This window comes from Stenotrophomonas sp. CASM114, from assembly GCF_049384325.1.
Lineage (GTDB): Bacteria > Pseudomonadota > Gammaproteobacteria > Xanthomonadales > Xanthomonadaceae > Stenotrophomonas > Stenotrophomonas muris.
On sequence record NZ_JBMRGJ010000020.1, the window covers coordinates 34,946 to 56,510 of the forward strand.

General features: G+C 66.8%; 21 protein-coding genes. 14 read left to right on the plus strand and 7 right to left on the minus strand.

Annotated features, from left to right (window positions below; translation table 11 throughout):
* The first annotated feature begins 50 nt into the window (after positions 1 to 50).
* The gene (locus tag VG566_RS16465; RefSeq protein WP_014648471.1) at positions 51 to 653 is read left to right on the plus strand and encodes a lipocalin family protein; all 603 of its coding nucleotides are present in this window, start codon (positions 51 to 53) and stop codon (positions 651 to 653) included.
* A 96-nt stretch (positions 654 to 749) separates the two neighbouring features.
* Here VG566_RS16465 and VG566_RS16470 read toward each other — a convergent pair whose 3' ends face one another.
* The 3 genes from VG566_RS16470 to VG566_RS16480 all read right to left on the minus strand — a co-directional run bounded on the left by VG566_RS16470 (position 750) and on the right by VG566_RS16480 (position 3,550).
* On the minus strand, positions 750 to 1,439 hold the full coding sequence (locus VG566_RS16470; RefSeq protein WP_134809318.1) for a methionine ABC transporter permease: 690 nt from the start codon (positions 1,437 to 1,439) through the stop codon (positions 750 to 752).
* Entirely contained in the window at positions 1,436 to 2,443 is a 1,008-nt protein-coding gene (locus VG566_RS16475) for a methionine ABC transporter ATP-binding protein (protein WP_014648473.1), read from the minus strand. The genes VG566_RS16470 and VG566_RS16475 overlap by 4 nt, the downstream gene beginning before the upstream one ends.
* A gap of 210 nt (positions 2,444 to 2,653) precedes the next feature.
* Positions 2,654 to 3,550, minus strand: coding sequence for a DMT family transporter (locus tag VG566_RS16480; protein WP_241884796.1), 897 nt, complete (start codon positions 3,548 to 3,550; stop codon positions 2,654 to 2,656).
* A 155-nt stretch (positions 3,551 to 3,705) separates the two neighbouring features.
* Between VG566_RS16480 and VG566_RS16485 the strand changes: the two genes are divergently transcribed.
* From VG566_RS16485 to VG566_RS16495, 3 genes are all read left to right on the plus strand, one after another.
* Positions 3,706 to 4,188: a YajQ family cyclic di-GMP-binding protein gene (locus tag VG566_RS16485; protein ID WP_006471121.1), complete on the plus strand. Its 483-nt coding sequence runs from the start codon at positions 3,706 to 3,708 to the stop codon at positions 4,186 to 4,188.
* Between the two features lie 101 nt (positions 4,189 to 4,289).
* The gene (locus VG566_RS16490) at positions 4,290 to 4,856 is read left to right on the plus strand and encodes a DUF1415 domain-containing protein (RefSeq protein ID WP_049406028.1); all 567 of its coding nucleotides are present in this window, start codon (positions 4,290 to 4,292) and stop codon (positions 4,854 to 4,856) included.
* Positions 4,853 to 5,656: an SDR family oxidoreductase gene (locus tag VG566_RS16495; protein ID WP_032961223.1), complete on the plus strand. Its 804-nt coding sequence runs from the start codon at positions 4,853 to 4,855 to the stop codon at positions 5,654 to 5,656. Before VG566_RS16490 ends, VG566_RS16495 begins: the two co-directional genes overlap by 4 nt.
* A 71-nt stretch (positions 5,657 to 5,727) precedes the next feature.
* Here the strand turns inward: VG566_RS16495 and VG566_RS16500 are convergent, their stop codons facing one another.
* Positions 5,728 to 7,758 carry a M3 family metallopeptidase gene (locus VG566_RS16500; RefSeq protein ID WP_032961226.1) on the minus strand — a complete coding sequence of 677 codons (2,031 nt, stop codon included), beginning with the start codon at positions 7,756 to 7,758 and terminating at the stop codon, positions 5,728 to 5,730.
* A gap of 170 nt (positions 7,759 to 7,928) precedes the next feature.
* Here VG566_RS16500 and VG566_RS16505 point away from each other — a divergent pair, with 170 nt between their 5' ends.
* Entirely contained in the window at positions 7,929 to 8,333 is a 405-nt protein-coding gene (locus VG566_RS16505; protein WP_014648478.1) for a hypothetical protein, read from the plus strand.
* Positions 8,334 to 8,471: 138 nt separating this feature from the next.
* On the opposite strand, the gene VG566_RS16510 is transcribed toward VG566_RS16505, so the two are convergent.
* Entirely contained in the window at positions 8,472 to 9,584 is a 1,113-nt protein-coding gene (locus tag VG566_RS16510; RefSeq protein ID WP_014038552.1) for a PLP-dependent cysteine synthase family protein, read from the minus strand.
* A 125-nt stretch (positions 9,585 to 9,709) separates the two neighbouring features.
* On the opposite strand from VG566_RS16510, the gene gloA reads away from it, so the two are divergent.
* Positions 9,710 to 10,225, plus strand: coding sequence for a lactoylglutathione lyase (gene gloA, locus VG566_RS16515; protein ID WP_241884795.1), 516 nt, complete (start codon positions 9,710 to 9,712; stop codon positions 10,223 to 10,225).
* A gap of 90 nt (positions 10,226 to 10,315) precedes the next feature.
* The gene (locus VG566_RS16520) at positions 10,316 to 10,744 is read left to right on the plus strand and encodes a VOC family protein (RefSeq protein WP_032961230.1); all 429 of its coding nucleotides are present in this window, start codon (positions 10,316 to 10,318) and stop codon (positions 10,742 to 10,744) included.
* A 67-nt stretch (positions 10,745 to 10,811) separates the two neighbouring features.
* Here VG566_RS16520 and VG566_RS16525 read toward each other — a convergent pair whose 3' ends face one another.
* Positions 10,812 to 11,243, minus strand: coding sequence for a CBS domain-containing protein (locus tag VG566_RS16525; protein WP_014648481.1), 432 nt, complete (start codon positions 11,241 to 11,243; stop codon positions 10,812 to 10,814).
* Between the two features lie 446 nt (positions 11,244 to 11,689).
* Positions 11,690 to 13,528: a glutamine--fructose-6-phosphate transaminase (isomerizing) gene (gene glmS / locus VG566_RS16530; RefSeq protein WP_241884794.1), complete on the minus strand. Its 1,839-nt coding sequence runs from the start codon at positions 13,526 to 13,528 to the stop codon at positions 11,690 to 11,692.
* Positions 13,529 to 13,731: 203 nt separating this feature from the next.
* Between glmS and VG566_RS16535 the strand changes: the two genes are divergently transcribed.
* From VG566_RS16535 to VG566_RS16565, 7 genes are all read left to right on the plus strand, one after another.
* Positions 13,732 to 15,009 carry an efflux RND transporter periplasmic adaptor subunit gene (locus VG566_RS16535; RefSeq protein ID WP_014648483.1) on the plus strand — a complete coding sequence of 426 codons (1,278 nt, stop codon included), beginning with the start codon at positions 13,732 to 13,734 and terminating at the stop codon, positions 15,007 to 15,009.
* A 35-nt stretch (positions 15,010 to 15,044) separates the two neighbouring features.
* On the plus strand, positions 15,045 to 15,770 hold the full coding sequence (locus VG566_RS16540; RefSeq protein ID WP_014648484.1) for an ABC transporter ATP-binding protein: 726 nt from the start codon (positions 15,045 to 15,047) through the stop codon (positions 15,768 to 15,770).
* Between the two features lie 10 nt (positions 15,771 to 15,780).
* Positions 15,781 to 17,082 (plus strand): ABC transporter permease, encoded by a 1,302-nt coding sequence (locus VG566_RS16545; RefSeq protein ID WP_014648485.1) that lies wholly within the window; start codon positions 15,781 to 15,783, stop codon positions 17,080 to 17,082.
* A 21-nt stretch (positions 17,083 to 17,103) separates the two neighbouring features.
* Complete coding sequence (locus VG566_RS16550) at positions 17,104 to 18,318, plus strand: FtsX-like permease family protein (RefSeq protein ID WP_241884793.1); 1,215 nt, start codon at positions 17,104 to 17,106, stop codon at positions 18,316 to 18,318.
* Positions 18,319 to 18,334: 16 nt separating this feature from the next.
* A complete protein-coding gene (locus VG566_RS16555) occupies positions 18,335 to 18,706 on the plus strand; it encodes a PDZ domain-containing protein (protein WP_014648487.1) in 372 nt (123 codons plus the stop codon).
* 121 nt (positions 18,707 to 18,827) lie between these two features.
* Positions 18,828 to 20,174 carry a sigma-54-dependent transcriptional regulator gene (locus VG566_RS16560; protein WP_014648488.1) on the plus strand — a complete coding sequence of 449 codons (1,347 nt, stop codon included), beginning with the start codon at positions 18,828 to 18,830 and terminating at the stop codon, positions 20,172 to 20,174.
* The gene (locus tag VG566_RS16565; RefSeq protein ID WP_014648489.1) at positions 20,171 to 21,523 is read left to right on the plus strand and encodes a sensor histidine kinase; all 1,353 of its coding nucleotides are present in this window, start codon (positions 20,171 to 20,173) and stop codon (positions 21,521 to 21,523) included. The genes VG566_RS16560 and VG566_RS16565 overlap by 4 nt, the downstream gene beginning before the upstream one ends.
* Positions 21,524 to 21,565: the final 42 nt, after the last annotated feature.

A 21,565-nucleotide genomic window follows, 5' to 3' on the forward strand; every position in this document is an offset into this window, starting at 1 on the left:
GTGCACACAGTCGACCATGCGCGTGCAAGCCCACTGGAGCCCGCTCCCGCATGACTTCGATCCGCCCGTTCTGCGCCGTGCTGCTGGCTCTGTCCCTGGCAGGTCCTGCCATGGCCGCCAGTGAGCCGCCGTCGCCCCGCGCCAGCGCCACCGACGCGGCCGACCCGGGGGCGCCGATCGACCTGAAGCGCTTCATGGGCACCTGGTATGTGATCGGCCGCGTGCCGAACTTCATCGAACGCGGGCATGTCGCCAGCGTCAACGAGTACGAGCTGCGCGACGAGCACAAGGTCGCCATCACCTACCGCTACCGTGATGGTTTCGGCGAACCACTGCAGGAAATTCGCGCACGTGCCAGCGTCGATCCGGACAGCGGCAACCATGGCTGGCGAACCTGGTTCTATCGCGTGGTGCCGACCCATTCGCGGGTACTGGAAGTGGCCCCGGACTATTCATGGGCACTGATCGGTTATCCGGGCCGCGAAATGGCCTGGATCTTCGCGCGCAAGCCGGACATGGACAAAGCCCTGTACAAGGAGCTGGCCGAGCGCCTGCGCGACGAGTACGGCGTGAACACCGACAAGCTCAAGCGCGTGCCTCAGCATCCGGAACAGGTCGGCAAGCTGGGCTACGAAGTACCGAACGCGCGTTGACCGCACGTGGAATTGCCGGCCAGCGGCCGGCACTACCGTTTTTTTCCCGGCAATCGGGTAGAGCCGGCCGCTGGCCGGCTGCCGCCCGGCATTCTGTTACTTGCGGCTGTAATGCGCGACCAGGCGGTCGCCGAGCATCTGCAGCAGCTGCACCAGGACCAGCAACAGGACCACGGTGACCAGCGCCACGTCGGTGTGCGAACGCTGGTAACCATCGCGGAACGCCAGGTCGCCGAGGCCACCGGAACCAATCGCACCGCCCATCGCGGTGAAGCCGATCAGGGCCACGGTGGTGACCGTCGCCCCGGCGATCAGCCCCGGTCGTGCTTCCGGCAGCAGCACCCGGGTGACCAGCTGCCAGGTGGTGGCGCCCATCGCCTGGGTCGCCTCGATCACGCCACGATCCACTTCGCGCAGCGCGGTCTCGACAAGGCGCGCGTAGAACGGCGCCGCGCCGATCACCAGCGGCACGATCGCGCCGCGCACGCCCAGCGAGGTACCCATCAGGAACAGCGTGACCGGGATCAGCACGATCATCAGGATGATGAAAGGCACCGAGCGCAGCAGGTTCACCACCAGAGCCAGCACGCCATAGGCAAACGGCCGGCGCTTCATCTGCGGCGCCCCGAACAGGTACAGCAGCACGCCCAGCGGCAGGCCGATGGCCAGGGTCAGCGGCAGCGAACCGAGCAGCATCAGCAGGGTGTCGAGGGTGGCCTGGCCGATGTCGGCCCACTTGCCCGCATCCAGGTGACGGAAGAAACCGCCGGCAGTGGCGATGATCATCGACGCAGCTCCTCGACATGCACGCCGGCAGCCACGAAGGCAGCCTGCGCGGCGGACTGGTCACCGCCCACCAGGGCGACCACCAGCTGGCCATAGGGGGTGTCCTTGATCCGGTCGATACGGCCGGACAGGATGTTGTAGTCGACCCCGGTCTGGCGCGCGACGCTGCCAAGCAGGGGTTCGTAGGTGTCGCCGCCGAGGAAGGTCAGGCGCACGATGCGCCCGCCCACCACGTCGAAATCGCGGTGCAACGCCCCTTCGTCCACGTGCTCCGATTCGCTGACGAACCGACGCGTGGTCGGGTGCTGCGGATGCAGGAACACCCGGGTAACCGGGCCGGTCTCGACCATCTGGCCAGCATCGAGCACGGCCACGCGGTCGCAGACACGGCGGATCACGTCCATCTCGTGGGTGATCAGCACGATGGTCAGGCCCAGCTCGCGGTTGATCTTCGACAACAGCGACAGCACAGAGGCGGTGGTCTGCGGATCCAGCGCGCTGGTGGCCTCGTCGCACAGCAGGATCTGCGGGCGGGTCGCCAGCGCACGGGCGATGCCGACACGCTGCTTCTGGCCGCCGGACAGCTGCGCCGGATACTTCTGCGCATGCGCTTCCAGGCCCACGGTCTGCAGCAGCTCGGCCACGCGCGCGTCGATCTCCGCTTGCGGCGTGCCGGCCAGCTCCAGCGGGAAGGCGACATTGCCAGCCACCGTGCGCGACGACAGCAGGTTGAAGTGCTGGAAGATCATGCCGATGCGCCGGCGCAGCGTGCGCAGGCCGTCCGCGTCCAGTGCGGTGACATCCTCGCCACCGATCAGCAGCCGGCCACCGCTGGGTTCTTCCAGGCGGTTGATCATGCGGATCAGGGTCGACTTGCCGGCGCCGGAATGGCCGATGATGCCGAATACCTCACCGGCCTCGATGGTCAGGTCCAGCGGTTGCAGCGCGCTGACTTCGCGGCCGGCAACGGCATAGGATTTGTGCAGGCGCTGGAACTCGATCACGGGCGTGGCTCACCGGCTGGGTGACGGAAGGGGGCGTGCAGCCTACCAGCGCAGGCGGTCGCGCGCCCGCGCCATGGGCCAGAATGTTATTCCTTTTGGTTCTAAGCCGCCCGCGCCGACGTGTTGGCTGGGGTCAGAGCCCCTGCGGGGATCCGACCCCGGGGTCGGATCCCCGCAGGGGCTCTGACCCCATTCCCAGGCCCAACCGGCTCAGGGATGGTCCAGCGGCTTCGGTGGCTGCACCCGGTTCAGGCGCTCACGATGCAGCAGGTACAGTCCCGAAGCCACGATGATCGCGGCGCCCACCCAAGTATAGCCATCAGGCAGCTGGCCCCAGAAGGCCAGATCCCAACCGATCACCCAGACCAGGCCACTGTATTCCAAGGGCGCGATCATCGAGGCCTCTCCCAGCTGGAACGCCTTGGTCAGGGCGATCTGGCCCAGCGCCCCGGCCAGGCCCATGCCGGCGATCAGCGGCGCATGCGCCAGCTGCAGCGGCACCCAGCCGGGAAGGGACAGCAGGCCGGCACCGATGGCCATGATCACCAGGAACCAGACCACCATCGACTGCGAGGTATCGGTGCGGGTCAGCAGGCTGACCGTGATCGCCGCCACGGCATAGGCGGTGGCCGCAGCCAGCACCATCAGGCCGGGCACCGAGATGAAACCGTCCACGCCCGGCCGCAGCACCACCAGCACGCCGACCAGGCCGATGCCGATGGCGACCCAGCGCCGTGGCCCGACCCGCTCGCCCAGCAGCGGTACCGACAAGGCGGCGATCAGCAGCGGGGCGACGAAATAGATGGTGTAGGCGGTGGACAGCGGCAGTTCGCGCAGGGCGAACACGAAGCAGCCAATCATCGCCATGCCCAGCGCGCCACGCAGCAGGTGCAGGCCCCAGCGACGCGGCACCAGCGAGCGCGGGCCGGCGCTGGCCAACACCCAGACCAGCACGAACGGCAACGAGGCCGCGCCGCGCAGGAAGGTCACTTCCAGGGTCGGATAGCTGGCCGACAGCTGCTTCATGCCAGCGTCCATCAGCGAGAAACAGGCGACCGCAGCGACCATCCAGGCCACCGCACGCGAAGGGGAGCGTTGCACGTTCATGGCCCATTATCGCCCGGTCGTCGCTTTCTGTAGAGCCGAGCCCACGCTCGGCTGCCCTTCACAAAGCCGCCGAGCGTGGGCTCGGCTCTACAAAGGGCGGGCATGCGGGCCCTCGCGATAGAATGATCGCCACTGAAACCTGCGGAGCACCGCCCATGCCTTCCTTCGACGTCGTGTCCGAAGTCGACACCCACGAGCTGACCAACGCCATCGACCAGGCCAACCGCGAACTGGCCACCCGCTTCGACTTCAAGGGCGTGGACGCAAAATTCGAGCGCGACGGCGATGTCATCAACCAGACCGCGCCGACCGAATTCCAGCTCAAGCAGATGAACGACATCCTGCGTGCTCGCCTGGCCGCACGCGGCATCGACGTGCTCAGCCTGGAGTTCGGCGACATCGAGACCAACCTGGCCCAGGCCCGGCAGAAGATCACCGTCAAGCAGGGCATCGAGCAGAAGATCGCCAAGAAGATCGCGGCAGCGCTGAAGGATGCCAAGCTGAAGGTGGAAAGCCAGATCAACGGCGACAAGCTGCGCGTGCAGGGCAAGAAGCGCGACGACCTGCAGGACGCCATCGCCGTGCTTAAGGCCGGCAAGTTCGAGCTGCCGCTGCAGTTCAACAACTTCCGCGACTGAGGCATCCGCCGGGCATGCCCCGGCGCTGCCAGCGGCAGGCACGACGGCGCGTTGCCAGCGACGCGCCTACAATGGCGGCCCCGCCAGCCGACGTGCCCGCCATGACCGATTCCCCCCTGCCCACCGATGACCCGATCGCTGCCACCCGCCTGTGGCTGGAGCGCATCGTCATCGGCCTGAACCTGTGCCCGTTCGCCAAGGCGGTGTATGTGAAGGACCAGGTCCGCATCGTGCTCAGTGATGCGACCACGCCGGAAGCGCTGGTTGAGCAGCTGGCCGAGGAACTGGTGCTGTTGCGCGATACGCCGGCCGAGCAGATCGATACCACGCTGATCGTGCATCCGCAGGTGCTGACGGACTTCCTCGACTACAACGATTTCCTCGACAACGCCGACGCCGCGATCGAGGCACTGGACCTGCAGGGGATCCTGCAGGTGGCCAGCTTCCACCCGGACTACCAGTTCGACGGCGTGGCAGCGGACGACGCCAGCAACTACACCAATCGCGCGCCCTTCCCCACCCTGCACCTGCTGCGCGAAGACAGCGTGGCGCGCGCAGTGGATGTCTATCCGGACCCGGACGTGATCGTCGAGCGCAACATCCAGACCCTGGACCGCATCGGTGTGGACGGCTGGCATCGCCGCCTGCGTGGCGAAGACCTGACGTGAGCACGGTGCCGCCGATTGCCGCATGGCCGGCCGCGCCGCTGTCGGGCAAGGTGGTGCTGGTCACCGGCGGCGCCAACGGCATCGGCCGTGGCATCGCCCAGGCCGTGCTCGGTGCCGGTGGACGCGTGCTGATCGGCGACCTGGACGTGGAGGCCGGCGAGGCGTGCCTGGCGGAATGGCAGCGTAGTGGCGAGGCCGCATTCCAGCGCCTGGACATCACCGACGAAGCCAGCGTGCGCGACTTCATCGCCGTGGCCCTGCGGCGTTTCAGCCGTATCGACGGGCTGGTCAACAACGCGGGCATCGCCGGACCGCATGGCACGCAGCTGCAGGACATGGACTGGGACGAGTGGCAGCGCCGCCTGTCCTCGCTGCACGGTGCCTTCCTGTGCAGCAAGCACGCACTACCGGCGCTGACGGCCAGCGCCGCCGGCGCAATCATCAACATCGCCTCGACCCGCGCCTGGCAATCCGAAGCGCACAGCGAGGCCTATGCTGCGGCCAAAGGCGGGCTGGTGGCGTTCACCCATGCGCTGGCGATCAGTGCCGGCCCAACGGTGCGGGTCAACAGCATCAGTCCGGGCTGGATCGGCACCACGGCCTGGCAGGCCCCCTCGCGGCGACACGCACCGGAGTACTCCGCCATCGACCAGGCACAGCACCCGGTCGGCCGGGTCGGCCGCCCCGAGGACATCGGCGCGCTGGCGGTGTACCTGCTGTCGTCGCTGTCCGGCTTCAGCACCGGCCAGGACTTCATCGTCGACGGCGGCATGACCCGGAAGATGATCTACGCCGAATAGAAAAAGGGGACGGAGGGGATTAAGTCGTTTGTGCACAAACGACTTAATCCCCTCCGTCCCCTTTTTTTCGCTTACGCCATGCCCGAGTGCCGCAGCAGCGCGTCGATCTGCGGCGCGCGGCCGCGGAAGGCCTTGAAGTTCTCCGCCGCCGGGCGGCTGCCACCACGCGACAGGATCTCATCGCGGAAGCGTGCACCGGTTTCAGCCAGTGCCTGCGGCGCTTCCTCGAACGCGGCGTAGGCATCGGCGCTGAGCACTTCGGCCCACTTGTAGCTGTAGTAACCCGCGGCGTAACCACCGGCGAAGATGTGGCTGAACTGGTGCGGGAAGCGGTTCCAGACCGGCGGGTGGTTCACGGCCACTTCCGCGCGCACTCGGTCCAGCAGTGCCAGCACGCTGTCCTGCGCCGGTTCGAACTGGCTGTGCAGCAGCATGTCGAACAGGCCGAACTCCAGCTGGCGCACCGTGGCCATGCCGCTATGGAAATTGCGCGCCGCCAGCATGCGCTCGTACAGCGCGCGCGGCAGCGGCTCGCCACTGTCCACGTGCGCGGTCATGCCCTGCAGGTGGTCCCATTCCCAGCAGAAGTTCTCCATGAACTGGCTGGGCAGCTCCACCGCGTCCCATTCCACGCCGTTGATGCCGGCCACGCCCAGTTCGCCGATGCGGGTCAGCAGCTGGTGCAGCCCGTGGCCCATCTCATGGAACAGCGTGGTCACTTCATTGTGGCTGAAGGTCGCCGGCCTGCCGTTGGCGCCCCGGCCAAAGTTGCACACCAGGTAGACCAGTGGCGTCTGCACGCTGCCGTCGCCACGCACGCGACGGTTGCGGCAATCGTCCATCCACGCACCGCCGCGCTTGCCCTCGCGTGCGTACAGGTCCAGGTAGAACTGGCCGACCAGCGCGCCCTGCGCATCGACCAGGCGGAAGAAGCGCACGTCTTCGTGCCACACCGGTGCGCTGTCTTCCTGCACATGCAGGCCATACAGCTGCTCGATCACCGAGAACAGGCCGCCCAGTACCTTCGGTTCGGTGAAATACTGCTTCACCTCCTGCTCGGAATAGCTGTAACGCGCCTGCTTCAGGCGGTCGGCGGCGAACGCCAGGTCCCAGGCCTGCAGGTCATCGATGCCCAGCTGCTCGCGTGCGAACTGCTCCAGCTCGGCGCGGTCCTTGGCCGCGAACGGCTTGGCTCGCGCGGCAAGGTCACGCAGGAAACCCAGCACTTCGGCCGGGTCCTGCGCCATCTTGGTCGCCACCGAGTAATGGCCGTACGAATCGAAGCCGAGCAACGCGGCCAGTTCGGCGCGCAGGGCAAGGATACGGTCGATGTTGCCACTGTTGTCCAGCGCGTCATCGCCGAACTCCGATGCACGCTGCGCGCTGGCACGGTACAGGATCTCGCGCAGGTCGCGGTCTTCAGCCCAGGTCTGCACCGGCAGGTAGCACGGCATCTGCAGGGTCAGTTTCCAGCCGGTCCTGCCGTCCTTCTCTGCCGCAGCGCGCGCGGCAGCCTTCACGTCTTCCGGCAGGCCCAGCAGTCGCGCTTCGTCCTCGATGTACAGCGACCATGCATCGGTGGCGTCGAGCACGTTCTGCGAGAACTTCGCCGACAGCGCCGACAGTTCCTCCTTGATCGCCGCAAAGCGCTGCTGCGCCTCAGGTGCCAGCTCGGCACCGCCCAGGCGGAAGTCACGCAGCGTGTTGTCCAGCACCTTGCGCTGGGCTTCATTGAAATGCGCCGCCTCCGGGCTGGCGGCCAGTGCCTGGTACTGGCGATACAGCGCCAGGTTCTGGCCCAGCGCGCTGGCGAAACGGGTCACCCGCGGCAGGTTGCCGTTGTAGGCCTCACGCAGTTCCGGGGTGTTGACCACCCCCTGCAGGTGGCCGACCAGGCCCCAGGCACGCCACAGGCGCTCGGTGGCGTCATCCAGCGGGGTGACGAAGGTGTCCCAACGCACCGGCTGCACCCGCTCGGCTGCGCTGACGGCAGCTTCGGCCTCGGCCAGCAGCACATCCAGCGCCGGCGCGACGTGCTCGGGGCGGATCGCGTCAAAGCGCGGCAGTCCGGAAAAGTCGAGCAGGGGGTTGGCAACGGTCACGGCAGATCTCCAGGGAACGGGCCCGGCGGGCGGGCAGCTTCCCAGATATGGCGCTGACAGGCGCGGCTGACAAGGGGGCATGCGCCGGCGTTCACGTCGGCCTGACGGCCGCGCACCGAAGCTCTGGCTGCGGGGGAGTCCGCAGCGGTACTTACCGAACGAGGCCCTACATGGAAGGTCTGGCTGCAGTGGCATCCATCTCACCGGCGCGCTCGCTGGCGCTGTCCGCCAGCCCGGCAGAACTGGCCTGGATCGCCGCGCTGTGCGATGCCGGCGACGACGCCCCCCGCCATTTGGAGCAGCTGCAGGCGGTATTGCAGCAGGGCGGCACGTTCAACGATGCCCAGGAGTGGTACCCGTTCGAGGTGATCGAGCGCGGCGCCAGCCAGTTGCAGCTGGGCCACGAGCGCGAGTTCGTGATCTGCGTGCTGCTGTGGCTGCAGGCATTGGCCCAGGGACGCGCCAGCATCCTGGACCCCAGCCTGCACCTGGATGACCGCGCGATGGACATCGAGGCGTTGCCTGATGCGCTGCGCGATGCGGTGCTGGATGCGTTCACCGCAGCGGGGTATTGAGACGCCCCGGCGACCGGGTGGAGTCGACTGTGGGTCGACTTTCGCGCGCAGCGCGGGATTCCGGCGACCTGAACGTGGAGCGGTCGACCAACAGTAGACGCTACCCAGCCGATGCACAGCCGGCCGTGCGTTGCCGCGTTACAACGCTTCCAGGCTGCACCACGGCAGTTCGGGCAACCCCTGCCCGGCCACCGCCGCCGCCAGCTGCGCATCGGCGCCGTCGACATCGATCCCCTGTCGCCCATACCACGCCGGGTCGTAATAGCTCTGCGCATAGCGCTCGCCACTGTCGCACAGGATGCTGACGATGCTGCCCTGGTGGCCCGCCTCACGCATCCATTGCGCGGCCTGCAGCACGCCGATGAAGTTGGTGCCGGTGGAGCCACCGACACGGCGGCCGAGCTGGCGGCTGACATGGCGCATCGCGGCCAGGCTCAGCGCATCGGGCACCTTCACCATCGCATCGACACTGGTCGGGATGAAACTCGGCTCCACCCGTGGCCGGCCGATGCCTTCCACGCGCGAGCCACCGCTACAGGTCAGTCCACGCCAGTCCTGTTCACCGGCCACGGCAGCCTTGTAGCCGTCGAAGAACACCGACACTTCCGGGTCCGCGCAGAGGATGCGGGTGTCATGCCGGCGGTAGCTGACATAACGGCCCAGCGTGGCGGCGGTACCGCCGGTACCCGGGCTGCACACGATCCATTCCGGAACCGGGCTGGGCTCTTCGGCCATCTGCTTGAAGATGGATTCGGCGATGTTGTTGTTGGCACGCCAGTCGGTCGCCCGCTCGGCATAGGTGAACTGGTCCATGAAGTGGCCGCCGGTTTCGCGGGCCAGCTTTTCCGAATCACAGTTGAGGTCGCAGGCGCGCTCGACCAGGTGGCAGCGGCCCCCATGGAACTCGATCGCCGCGATCTTTTCCGGCGAGGTGGTGGCCGGGATCACCGCAATGAACGGCAGGCCCAGCAGGCGCGCGAAATAGGCTTCGGACACGGCGGTCGAGCCACTGGAGGCCTCGATCACTGGCCGGCCCTCGCGCAACCAACCGTTGGCCAGCGCGTACAGGAACAGCGAGCGCGCCAGCCGGTGCTTGAGGCTGCCGGTGGGATGGCTCGACTCGTCCTTCAGGTACAGGTCGATGCCCTCGAACCCGGGCAGCGCCAGCGGGATCAGATGGGTATCGGCGGAACGGTTGAAATCGGCTTCGATCTTGCGGATGGCGGCGGCCACCCATTCACGCTGCGACATGGCGGGCAATCGTTATCAGGACGGAACGGTGCGATCCGGCCATTGTACGTCGCGGTGCCGTCAGGTGCGGGCCGGTAGAATGGCGCCATCCGGCCGGCAACGGCCCCGTCTGAAGGACCTCCCCCATGACCATTCCCGCCCTGCGCGATGTCCCCGGCGTCGCCGCCCAGGCCCCGGCCGAAACCAGCGGCTTCGTGTTCAACCACACCATGCTGCGGGTGAAGGACATCACCGCCTCGCTGGACTTCTACACCCGCGTGCTGGGTTACCAGCTGATCGACAAGCGCGACTTCCCGGACGCCCGGTTCAGCCTGTACTTCCTGGCCTACGTGCCGGCCGGCGCAGTGGTGCCAGAAGACGACAGCCAGCGCCGCCTGTGGATGGCCGGCCTGCCGGGCGTGCTGGAACTGACCCACAACCACGGTACCGAAACCCAGGCCGGTGCGGTGTACCACGACGGCAACAGCGACCCGCGCGGCTTCGGCCACATCTGCGTGTCGGTGCCGGACATCGAGGCCGCCTGCCAGCGCTTCGAGGACCTCGGCGTGACCTTCCAGAAGCGCCTGACCGACGGCCGCATGAAGAACCTGGCCTTCATCAAGGACCCGGACGGCTACTGGGTCGAAATCATCGCCAACTGACAAAAAGGGGACGGAGGGGATTAAGTCATTTCTGGCACTATTGGTCGGAAGCGACTTAATCCCCTCCGTCCCCTTTTTTGCGAGGTTCGTATGGAAACGATGGAACTGCACCGCGGCCGACTGATCGACCATCTGCAGCTGGTGGTGCGTGACCTGGCCGCCAGCCGCCGCTTCTACCAGGCGGTGTTCGACACCATCGGCATCCCGATCGCCGGCGAAGGCGATGATTACTTCTGGGCCGATGAGCTGTTCATTTCCAGCGCCAGCAGCGAGGCCGCCGCCGGCCAGCTGACCGGCCGGCACCATCTGGCCTTCCAGGCCCGCGACAGCGCCACCGTCGATGCCTTCCATACCGCCGCGATCGCCGCCGGCGGCACCGATAACGGCGCGCCGGGCGAACGCCCCTACCACCCGGGCTACTACGGCGCCTTCGTGCTCGACCCGGACGGCAACAACATCGAAGTGGTCTATCACGGTCCGGCGAACTACAGCGCCGACTCGGTGAAGGTCACGTTCTGATATCACCGAAGCCGTGAACGAAGAAGCCGGGCAATGCCCGGCTTCCCTGCTTCCAGCGCTGCAGCCCTCAGTGGGCGGCCATGTAGATGTCCTGAAGCACGGCCTTTTCCAGTTCCAGCTCGCCCAGCAGGTTCTTCACGATATCGCCCAGGCTGAGGATGCCGACCAGCTGGTTGCCGTCGGTCACCATCAGATGACGGCGCCGCGAGTACGTCATCAACGACATGGCCTGCTTCAGCGTCGCGTCCGGCGCAATGCCTTCCAGGCCGGTGGACGGCAGGCTGGAGATCACCCGGCGGCCGGCCTGCGGGCCGTCGTCGGCCAGGGTACGCACGATGTCCTTCTCGGAAATGATGCCGACCGGGGCATCGTCCTTCATCACCACCAGCGCAGCGATCCTGTTCGCGCTCATCTTGTGGGCGGCGGCACCGATGGTGTCCTCGGCGTCGATGGTGATGACAGCTTCTTTCTTGGATTGCAGGAGTTCGCGGACGTTCATTCTTGTTTCCTGGTGCAGGTCACTGAAGTCAAAAAAGTGTGCTCTTCCGATACGCCCCCTCCCCGGGAACAGACCTTTCAGCGCACGTCTGGCGCACCCGCCCGCCGCGTGGAATGGATCGGCAGGCGATGTGCTGCAACGCGAACGAGGTGGGCTCAACCGCTCAACCCGGACCTCGGTCAAATCGATTCTACGACTGCGACCATCGGTCACTACCGGCATCGATAGGACAGTTCGTCGTGGGAACCAACCGACGATCCAGAGAATGGCACCGCGGCTGAAACCGCCGCTGAATACAGCCAATGCCACGCATTAAAGAATGATTGCCTGCTGCCGACGGCGGACAGAACACCCGGCGGCTGTCCCACTTGGCATGGCCAACCACGCAAACGAAAGGGGCCACGCGGGCCCCTTTTCGCATGCAGCATTCAACGGATCCGGGAGTGTTACTCCACCGTCACGCTCTTGGCCAGGTTGCGCGGCTTGTCCACGTCGGTGCCGCGTGCCAGCGCGGTGTGGTAGGCCAGCAGCTGCACCGGAATGGTGTGCACGATCGGGCTGAGCACGCCGGCATGGCGCGGCGTGCGGATCACGTGCACGCCTTCGGACTCATTGAAGTTGCTGTCCTGGTCGGCGAACACGAACAGCTCGCCACCACGGGCGCGCACTTCCTGCATGTTCGACTTCACCTTCTCCAGCAGGCTGTCATTGGGGGCGATCACCACCACCGGCATGTCCTCGTCCACCAGCGCCAGCGGGCCATGCTTCAGCTCGCCCGCCGGGTAGGCCTCGGCGTGGATGTAGGAAATCTCCTTGAGCTTGAGCGAGCCTTCCAGCGCGATCGGGTAATGCAGGCCACGGCCCAGGAACAGCGCATTGGACTTGCGCGCGAAGCGTTCGGCCCACGCCGCGATCTGCGGTTCCAGGTTCAGCGCGTGCTGCACGCTGCCCGGCAGGAAGCGCAGCTGCTCCAGGTAATCCGCTTCCTGCGCCGCGTCGATGCGGCCATGCAGCTTGCCCAGCACCACGGTCAACTGGAACAGCGCGGCCAGCTGGGTGGTGAAGGCCTTGGTCGAAGCCACGCCGATCTCGGCGCCCGCGCGGGTGTAGCAGACCAGCTCGCTGGCGCGCGGAATCGCGCTTTCCGGCACGTTGCAGATCGACAGCGTGTGCTTGTGGCCAAGCGCCTTGGCGTACTTCAGCGCCTCCATCGTATCCAGCGTTTCGCCGGACTGGGAGATGGTGACGATCAGGTGCTTCGGGTTGGCATACGCGGCGCGGTAGCGGTACTCGCTGGCAATCTCCACGCTGCACGGCAGGCCGGCGATGGCTTCGATCCAGTAGCGCGCGGTCAGGCCGGCGTAGTAGCTGGTGCCGCAGGCAATGATCTGCACGCCCTCGATGCCCGACAGCACCGCTTCGGCGTTCTTGCCGAACAGCTCGGCCGGGAAACCACCGGCGTCGATCGCCGCCTCGATGGTGTCGCCCAGCGCACGCGGCTGCTCGTGGATTTCCTTCTGCATGAAGTGGCGGTACGGGCCAAGCTCCAGCGATGCCAGCGACACGTCGGACAGGTGCACATCGCGCTCGACCGGCCGGTCATGCTCATCGAAGATGCGCACGCCATCGCGACGGATCTCGGCGGTGTCGCCCTCTTCCAGGAAGATCACCTTGCGGGTGGCCGAGATCACCGCCGAGACGTCGGAGGCGACGAAGTTCTCGCCCTCGCCCAGGCCCACCAGCAGCGGGCAGCCCATGCGCGCGCAGACGAAGCGCTCCGGCTCGGCGCGGCTGACCACGGCCAGCGCGTAGGCGCCGGTCAGGTCCTTCACCGTGTGCTGCAGCGCCACCAGCAGGTCATCGCCGCCCTTCAGGTGATGATGGATCAGGTGCGCGATGACTTCGGTGTCGGTCTGCGACTCGAAGGTGTAGCCCAGCGCCCGCAGCTTCTCGCGCTGCTCTTCGTGGTTCTCGATGATGCCGTTGTGCACCAGCGCCACGCCGTGGCTGATGTGCGGATGCGCGTTGGCCTCGGTGACGCCGCCGTGGGTGGCCCAGCGGGTGTGGCCGATACCCAGCACCGCATTGAACCCTTCGGCCTCGGCCGCCGTGGCCATTTCCGACACGCGACCGGTGCGGCGGACACGACGTACTTCGGGGCGCTCGGCGTGATCGATCACCGCGATGCCCGAGGAGTCGTAACCACGGTACTCAAGCCGCTTCAGGCCTTCGATCAGCACCGGCACCACGTCGCGATCGGCGATTGCACCCACGATTCCACACATGTCACGCGTTTCCTTGAAGACGATCGGCGCATTCTAGCCCGCGTGTCCGGCTTCCCCCTCCTGTCCGCTTAATGAAAGTGTCCGGAAAGGTGTCCGCGGACACCCGGACACTCCAGCGTCCCGCCCAACCTGTTGAACTAAAAGGAAATAAAGTTGGCACGCTACGTGCTTGGTACTGGCTACCACCGTCAGGCACGCACCCGATGATCCGCGACACTTCCGCACAGGACCAGATCGTTTCCTCCGCCCCCGCCGGCGCCACCCGCGCCAACTGGCAGCGCTACCGCTGGCCGGCGCTGGGCGCCATCGTGCTGCTGGCCGGCATCGGCTGGGCCGTGCATGCCTGGTCCAATGCCAGCCGCTCCTTCGACAGCAGCCGGGTGCGCATCGCCGAAGTGAAGCGCGGCGACCTGGTCCGCGACATCGCCGCCGACGGCCGGGTGATCGCCGCCAACAGCCCGATCCTGTACGCCATCTCGGCCGGCACCGTGGACCTGAAAGTGGTCGCCGGTGACGTGGTCAAGAAGGGCCAGGAACTGGCGGTCATCGACAGCCCGGAACTGCGCAGCAAGCTGGCCCAGGAACAGGCCACCCTGGCCGGCCTGGAAGCCGAGGCCAGCCGTGCCGCGCTGGACGCCACCCTGGCCCGCGCCAAGTCGCGCAAGGAAACCGACCAGGCCACCATCGAGCGCCAGGCCGCCGACCGCGACCTGCAGCGCTTCCAGCGCGGCTACGACGGCGGTGCGGTGCCACAGATCGACCTGGCCAAGGCCAAGGACTCGCTGAAGAAGGCCGACATCACCCTGGCCAACGCCACCACCGATGCGCGCCTGCAGAGCCAGGGCGCCGACCTGGATGCCCGCAACAAGCGCCTGCTGGCCGACCGCCAGAAGGCCGTGGTGGCCGAAGTGCAGCGCCAGGTCGACGCACTGACCCTGCGCGCACCGTTTGACGGCCAGGTCGGCCAGGTGCAGGCGGTCCAGTCCACCAACCTGGCTGCCAACGCGCCGGTGCTGGGCGTGGTCGACCTGTCCAAGTTCGAGGTCGAGATCAAGGTGCCGGAGAGCTTCGCCCGCGACCTGGCGATCGGCATGCCGGCGCAGCTGACCGGCGGCAATGGCAAGCCGTTCCCGGGCGAGATCAGCGCGGTGTCGCCGGAAGTGGTCAACGGCGAGGTCAACGCCCGCGTGCGCTTCGCCAGCGCGCAGCCGGAAGGCCTGCGCCAGAGCCAGCGGATGTCGGTGCGCGTGCTGCTCGATACCCGCAAGGACGTGCTGAAGGTCGAGCGCGGCCCGTTCGTCGAACAGGGCAATGGCGTGGCCTACGTGATGGATGGCCGCACCGCGGTGCGGCGTCCGGTGGAACTGGGCGTCAGCAGCCTGGGCGAAGTGGAAATCAAGTCGGGTGTGCAGCCGGGCGACCGCATCGTGGTCTCCGGCAGCGACCTGTTCAAGGACGCCGAACGCGTCTCCGTCAACTGATACCTGATACCTGAATCCTGGAGAGAGGACACCCCATGTACATGCTCGAAATGCGTTCGGTCGCCAAGGTCTTCCGCACCGAACAGGTGGAAACCCACGCGTTGCGCTCGCTGGAACTGCAGGTCAAGGAAGGCGAGTTCGTCGCGGTCACCGGCCCGTCCGGCTCCGGCAAGACCACCTTCCTCAACATCGCCGGCCTGCTGGAAACCTTCACCAGCGGCACCTACCTGCTTGACGGCCAGGACGTGAGCACGCTGGGCGATGACGCCCGCAGCCGCCTGCGCAACCAGAAGATCGGCTTCATCTTCCAAGGCTTCAACCTGATTCCCGACCTGAACCTGTTCGACAACGTCGACGTGCCGCTGCGCTACCGGAAGATGAGTGCCAACGAGCGCCGCGAACGCATCGAAAAGGCGCTCACCCAGGTCGGCCTGGGCTCACGCATGAAGCATTACCCGAACGAACTGTCCGGCGGCCAGCAGCAGCGTGCGGCGATCGCGCGTGCGCTGGCCGGCAGCCCGCGCCTGCTGCTGGCCGACGAACCGACCGGCAACCTGGATACGCAGATGGCCCGCGGCGTGATGGAACTGCTGGAGGAGATCAATGCCGCCGGCACCACCATCGTGATGGTCACCCACGACCCGGAACTGGCCGCGCGCGCGCAGCGCAACGTGCACATCGTCGATGGCCAGGTGACCGACCTGGTGCGCGAACCGGTGCTGGCTACCCCGCCGCGCCACATCGTTGCCGTCAACGAGTGAGGGCACTCCCATGTTCGCCTACTACACCCGATTGGCGGTACGCAGCTTCCGCCGCAACAAGATCCTGACCGCACTGATGGTGGTCGCCATCGCGCTCGGCATCGGTGCCTCGATGACCACGCTGACGGTGTTCCACGTGCTGTCCGGCGACCCGATTCCCGGCAAGAGCGACCAGCTGTTCTACGTGCAGGTCGATCCGCGCCCGCGCGGCGGCTATACCCCGGGTGAGGAGCCTGAGGAACAGATGACACGGCGCGACGCCGAGACCCTGCTGCGCGAGAAGCGCGGCATCCGCCAGGCGATGATGAGCGCGGGCGGCGGCACGGTGGAACCGGAGCTCAGCACGCTCAAGCCGTTCTCGGTGGATACGCGCTGGACGTCGGCCGATTTCTTCCCGATGTTCGACGTGCCGATGCAGTACGGGCGTGCCTGGAACAGCAGCGATGATGACAATCGCAGCCGGGTGGTGGTGCTGTCGAAAGCGATCAACGACAAGCTGTTCCAGGGTGCCGACAGCACCGGTCGCGAGATCCGCCTGAGTGGCCATTCACTGCGGGTGATCGGCGTGATGAAGAAGTGGAATCCCGAACCCCACTTCTTCGATCTGACCACCGGCAACTACGGCAAGGATGAAGACCTGCTGGTGCCGTTTTCCACTGCGATGGACCTGGAGTTCGGCAGCAACGGCAACATGAACTGCTTCGGCGAGAATCCGGATGGCAGCAGCAACTCGATCAACGCGCCCTGCAGCTGGATCCAGTACTGGGTGGAGCTGGATCCGGCCAAGGTCGAGGACTACCGCAGCTACCTGGCCAACTACTCGGACCAGCAGCGCGCAGCGGGCCGTTTCGAGCGCCCCACCAACGTGCGCCTGCGCCCGGTGATGGAGTGGTTGACGTTCAAGAATGCCGTGCCTAGCGATGTGCGCCTGCAGATGTGGCTGGCATTGGGCTTTCTCGGCGTCTGCCTGGTCAACACGGTGGGCCTGCTGCTGGCGAAGTTCCTGCGCCGCAGCGGCGAGATCGGCGTGCGCCGCGCCCTCGGTGCCAGCCGTGGGCAGATCTTCCTGCAATGCCTGGTTGAAGCCGGTGCGATCGGCGTTGCCGGCGGCGTGCTCGGCATCGGCCTGGCCCTGCTCGGCCTGTATGCGGTGCGCCAGCAACCCGTGGACTACGCGAGCCTGGCCCACCTGGACGGCAGCATGCTGCTGCTGGCCATTGGCCTGACCCTGTTCGCCAGCCTCGCCGCTGGTTTCCTGCCCGCCTGGCGCGCGATGCAGGTTACCCCGGCCATCCAGCTCAAGTCGCAGTAAGCACGAGTACGAGGACCTCCCATGGATATCCGCCCCATCCTCAGCACCCTGCGCCGGCACAAGACAGCCGCCGCCCTGATCGTGCTGGAAGTCGCCCTGACCTGCGCCATCGTCTGCAATGCCCTGTTCCTGGTCACCCAGCGCGTTGAACGGATCAGCCAGACCAGCGGCCTGGCCGAGAACGAGCTGGTGTTCGTCCGGGTCAGCGGCATCGGCAAGCAGACCAATGGCCAGGCCCGCACCCAGGAGGACCTGTCCGCCCTGCGCGCCGTTCCCGGGGTCACCGCCGCCGCGAAGGTCAACCAGCTGCCGTTCCGCCCGAACTCCTCCAATACCAGCGTTTCGCTGAAGCAGGAACAGGAACGTCCGACCGCCTTCGTCACCATGTACATGTTCGGCGAAGATGGACTGTCCACGCTTGGACTGCAGCTGACCGCCGGCCGCGACTTCCAGCCCAGTGAATACAGCAACGTCGAGGATGCACAGAAGAACGCCTCCACCAATACCGCCTCCTCGGTGATCATCAGCCGCACGCTCGCCGACAGGTTGTACCCCGGCGAGAACGCACTGGGCAAGACGTTCTACATGGGCAAGCAGCCACTGCACGTGGTGGGTATTGTCGCGTCATTGGCCACGCCCACCGATTACAACAACAACACCACGCTGTCGATGGTGCTGCCTGTGCGGACCGATTTCACCCAGGGCCCGTACGTCCTGCGCACCGCTCCGGAACGGCGCGAGGAAGTACTCAAGGGCGCGATCGCCGCGCTTGAACGCAACGACCCCAACCGGCTGGTGCGCGAGAAGCTGACCTATGAGGCGCAGCGCAATGACTACTTCAAGAACGACAGGGCCATGGTCGGGCTGCTGATCACGGTGTGCATCTCGCTGCTGGTGGTCACCGCACTGGGCATCATCGGCCTGGCCAGCTTCTGGGTGCAGCAGCGCAGCAAGCAGATTGGTATCCGTCGCGCGCTCGGCGCGACGCGTGGGCAGATCCTGCGCTACTTCCAGACCGAGAACTTCCTGCTGGCCACGCTGGGCATCGTGCTGGGCATGCTGGCCGCCTATGCGATCAACCTGGCACTGATGAACATGTACGAGCTGCCGCGCATGCCGCTGCACTACCTGCCGCTGGGCGCACTGCTGCTGTGGGTGCTTGGCCAGATCGCGGTGTTCGGGCCGGCCCGGCGCGCGGCAGCGGTACCGCCTGCGGTTGCCACGCGGGGCGCATGAGATGCGTATCCGCTGGATGCTGATGATGATGCTCCTGCCACTGCCGGCACTGGCCGGCGGTGGCAGCTCGCAGACACTGGAGTGGCGCCAGGACGATGCGCGCCTGGCATTGCGTTCGAGCGAAGGCCAGGTGCGCGTGGAAGCCGCCGGCCCGGAAGCCCGCTTCGGCGTGCGCAGCGGCGATCGCATCCTGCGGGTGGATGACACCACCGTACGCAGGATCGAGCATCTTGCCGAGGCCCTGCGGCGTTCAAGCGCCGCCAGGGCCTATCTCCTGCTGCAGCGCGACAGGCAGGAACTGACGGTCGCGGTGGACGCCGCTGCCTGGCGCAGGGCGCTGGTCGCCCCGCCTCCGCCAGCACCACCACCGCCGCCGCCCCGACGCTGAGCCCGCCGCCCCGACGGCTACGGGTTTGGCTATGCTTGATGGGTGGCGCCGGGCTCTCCCGGCGTATGGACACGAACACGGCTCCATCGGCGCCGCCCATCCCTTTCTGCAGAACCGCTTGATGCCTTCGATCCTGATCATCGACGACAACGCCAGTGTGGGCACTGCACTGGACGTGCTGTTCTCCCTGCACGACATCGACACCCTGCAGGCGCAGAGCCCGGCCGAGGGGCTGGCCCTGCTCGAGTCGCAGCCGGTCGACCTGGTGATCCAGGACATGAACTTCAGCGAGGACACCACCTCCGGCGAGGAGGGCGAAGCGCTGTTCGCACAGATCCGCGCACGCCACCCGGACCTGCCGGTGATCCTGCTGACGGCCTGGACCCACCTGAGCAGCGCGGTGGACCTGGTCAAGGCCGGCGCCGCCGACTACCTGGCCAAGCCCTGGGACGACCGCAAGCTGCTGACCACGGTCAACAACCTGCTGGAGCTGTCCGAGGCGCGGCGCGAACTGGACCGCCGCCGCAGCCGTGAGCTGCGCCAGCGCAATGCGCTGGAAGAAAAGTACGACCTGTGCGGTGCGGTCTTCGCCGATCCGGCCAGCGAGCGCGTCATCGCCCTGGCCTGCCAGGTCGCGCGCTCCGAGCTGCCGGTGTTGATCACCGGTCCCAATGGTGCCGGCAAGGAGAAGATCGCGCAGATCATCCAGGCCAATTCACTGGTGGCCAAGGGCCCGTTCATCACGGTCAACTGCGGCGCGTTGCCGTCGGAGCTGATCGAGGCCGAACTGTTCGGTGCCGAGGCCGGCGCCTACACCGGCGCCAACAAGGCACGCGAGGGCAAGTTCGAAGCCGCCGACGGAGGCACGCTGTTCCTGGATGAGATCGGCAACCTGTCGCTGGGCGGGCAGATGAAGCTGTTGCGCGTGCTGGAAACCGGCCGCTTCGAGCGCCTGGGTTCCAATCGCGAACGCCAGGTCAAAGTCCGCGTGGTCAGCGCGACCAATGCCGACCTGCCGGCGATGATCCGCGACGGCACGTTCCGCGAAGATCTCTACTACCGCCTCAATACAGTGGAACTGGTACTACCGCCGTTGGCCGAGCGCGCGGGCGACATCGTGCCACTGGCCGAGCGTTTCCTGACGGCCGGCAAGCCGCTGTCCAGTGCCGCCAGTGCCGCCCTGCAACGGCACCCGTGGCCGGGCAACGTGCGCGAACTGCGCAACGTGATCCAGCGTGCCGAACTGCTGGCGACCGGCAACCGCATCGAGGTGGCCGACCTGAACCTGCCGCGCACCGCACCGGCGCCACGCCCCGCACCGAGCGCTGGCAACGATCCCGACCGCGAGCGCATCGAGGACGTGCTGGCACGCAACCACGGCGTCATCGCCCAGGCGGCTGCCGAACTCGGCCTGAGCCGCCAGGCCCTGTACCGGCGCATGGACCGCCACGGCATCCCACGCGAATGAAGCGGCGCTCGTTCACCTTCCGCCTGTTCCTGCGCCTGCTGCCGGTGCTGGCGCTGGCCGCTGCGCTGCCGTGGCTGCTGGCGTACTGGATGAACCATGGCTGGGTGGTGACCACGGCGTCGGCCGTGATCCTGCTGGCGTTGATGTGGTGGACCCTGCGCCGCGCCACCGCACCGGTGCGCTCGCTGATGCGCGCACTGTCCGGCACCACCAGCAGCTACCGCGACGGCGAGTACAACTTCGGCGTGTACTGGCCGGGCAACGACGAACTGGGCGACCTGGTGCAGGCGCACCGCGAGCTGGGCGATGTGCTGCGCGAACAGCGGCAGGGCCTGGTGCAGCGCGAACTGCTGCTGGACACCATGGTGCAGAACACGCCGGTGGCCATGCTGCTGATTGCCTCCGGCGGCGATGGCATCGCCCGCGTGGTGTTCTCCAACCTGGCTGCGCGCAAGCTGCTGCATGGCGGCTGGAAACTGGAAGGCCAGCGTCTGGAAGAGGTGCTGGAACAGGTGCCGGTAGAGCTGCGCGATGCCATCGCCCGTGGCGGCGACAGCCTGTTCGCGGTGCATGCCGAGGGCGAGGACGGCGACGAGGATGACGAGCAGGTCTACCACCTGTCGCGCCGCGCCTTCCAGCTCAACGGCCGTCCGCACGACCTGCTGCTGGTACGCCTGCTCACCGCCGAACTGCGCCGCCAGGAAGTGCAGACGTGGAAGAAGGTGATCCGGGTGATCAGCCACGAGCTCAACAACTCACTGGCACCGATCGCCTCGCTGGCCCACTCCGGTGGCGTGCTGGTGCAGCGCGAACGCTTCGACCGGTTGCCGGAGATCTTCACCACCATCGAGGACCGCGCACGCCACCTGGAAGGCTTCATCCGTGGCTATGCACGCTTCGCAAAGCTGCCGCAGCCGCAACTGCAGACCGTGCACTGGGCGCCGTTCCTGTCCAGCCTGCGCCAGCAGATCCCGTTCACCATGGAACGCGAGCCGGACGAGGACCTGAGCAGCCGCATCGACATCGCGCAGTTCGGGCAGGCATTGCTGAATCTTCTGAAGAACGCGCATGAAGCCTGCGCCGAGGCCGATCCGCCCAACGATGACGTACAGGTGCAACTCACGCGGCTGCCGCAATGGCTGCGCCTGGACGTACTGGATCGCGGCAAGGGCATGAACGAGCAGGTGCTGCAGAACGCCTTGATGCCGTTCTATTCGACCAAGCGCAACGGCACCGGCCTGGGGTTGGCACTGACGCGCGAGATCGTGGAAGCGCACGGTGGCCGCGTGTCGCTGCAGAACCGCGGCGATGGCGGGTTGTGCGTGTCGATCCTGTTGCCGGTGGGTTGAGCGGGCCGATCGGGTAGCTCCACGCCATGCGCGGATGTGCCG

Excerpts from the sequence above, each read along its gene's own strand:
- VG566_RS16540 (WP_014648484.1), top strand. The coding sequence starts at position 15,045 with ATGTACATGCTCGAAATGCGTTCGGTCGCCAAGGTCTTCCGCACCGAA.
- VG566_RS16485 (WP_006471121.1), top strand. The coding sequence starts at position 3,706 with ATGCCTTCCTTCGACGTCGTGTCCGAAGTCGACACCCACGAGCTGACC.
- gloA (WP_241884795.1), top strand. The coding sequence starts at position 9,710 with ATGACCATTCCCGCCCTGCGCGATGTCCCCGGCGTCGCCGCCCAGGCC.
- VG566_RS16525 (WP_014648481.1), bottom strand. The coding sequence starts at position 11,243 with ATGAACGTCCGCGAACTCCTGCAATCCAAGAAAGAAGCTGTCATCACC.
- VG566_RS16505 (WP_014648478.1), top strand. The coding sequence starts at position 7,929 with ATGGAAGGTCTGGCTGCAGTGGCATCCATCTCACCGGCGCGCTCGCTG.
- VG566_RS16560 (WP_014648488.1), top strand. The coding sequence starts at position 18,828 with ATGCCTTCGATCCTGATCATCGACGACAACGCCAGTGTGGGCACTGCA.
- VG566_RS16480 (WP_241884796.1), bottom strand. The coding sequence starts at position 3,550 with ATGAACGTGCAACGCTCCCCTTCGCGTGCGGTGGCCTGGATGGTCGCT.
- glmS (WP_241884794.1), bottom strand. The coding sequence starts at position 13,528 with ATGTGTGGAATCGTGGGTGCAATCGCCGATCGCGACGTGGTGCCGGTG.
- VG566_RS16470 (WP_134809318.1), bottom strand. The coding sequence starts at position 1,439 with ATGATCATCGCCACTGCCGGCGGTTTCTTCCGTCACCTGGATGCGGGC.
- VG566_RS16550 (WP_241884793.1), top strand. The coding sequence starts at position 17,104 with ATGGATATCCGCCCCATCCTCAGCACCCTGCGCCGGCACAAGACAGCC.
- VG566_RS16465 (WP_014648471.1), top strand. The coding sequence starts at position 51 with ATGACTTCGATCCGCCCGTTCTGCGCCGTGCTGCTGGCTCTGTCCCTG.
- VG566_RS16545 (WP_014648485.1), top strand. The coding sequence starts at position 15,781 with ATGTTCGCCTACTACACCCGATTGGCGGTACGCAGCTTCCGCCGCAAC.
- VG566_RS16535 (WP_014648483.1), top strand. The coding sequence starts at position 13,732 with ATGATCCGCGACACTTCCGCACAGGACCAGATCGTTTCCTCCGCCCCC.
- VG566_RS16510 (WP_014038552.1), bottom strand. The coding sequence starts at position 9,584 with ATGTCGCAGCGTGAATGGGTGGCCGCCGCCATCCGCAAGATCGAAGCC.
- VG566_RS16565 (WP_014648489.1), top strand. The coding sequence starts at position 20,171 with ATGAAGCGGCGCTCGTTCACCTTCCGCCTGTTCCTGCGCCTGCTGCCG.
- VG566_RS16555 (WP_014648487.1), top strand. The coding sequence starts at position 18,335 with ATGCTGATGATGATGCTCCTGCCACTGCCGGCACTGGCCGGCGGTGGC.
- VG566_RS16490 (WP_049406028.1), top strand. The coding sequence starts at position 4,290 with ATGACCGATTCCCCCCTGCCCACCGATGACCCGATCGCTGCCACCCGC.
- VG566_RS16520 (WP_032961230.1), top strand. The coding sequence starts at position 10,316 with ATGGAAACGATGGAACTGCACCGCGGCCGACTGATCGACCATCTGCAG.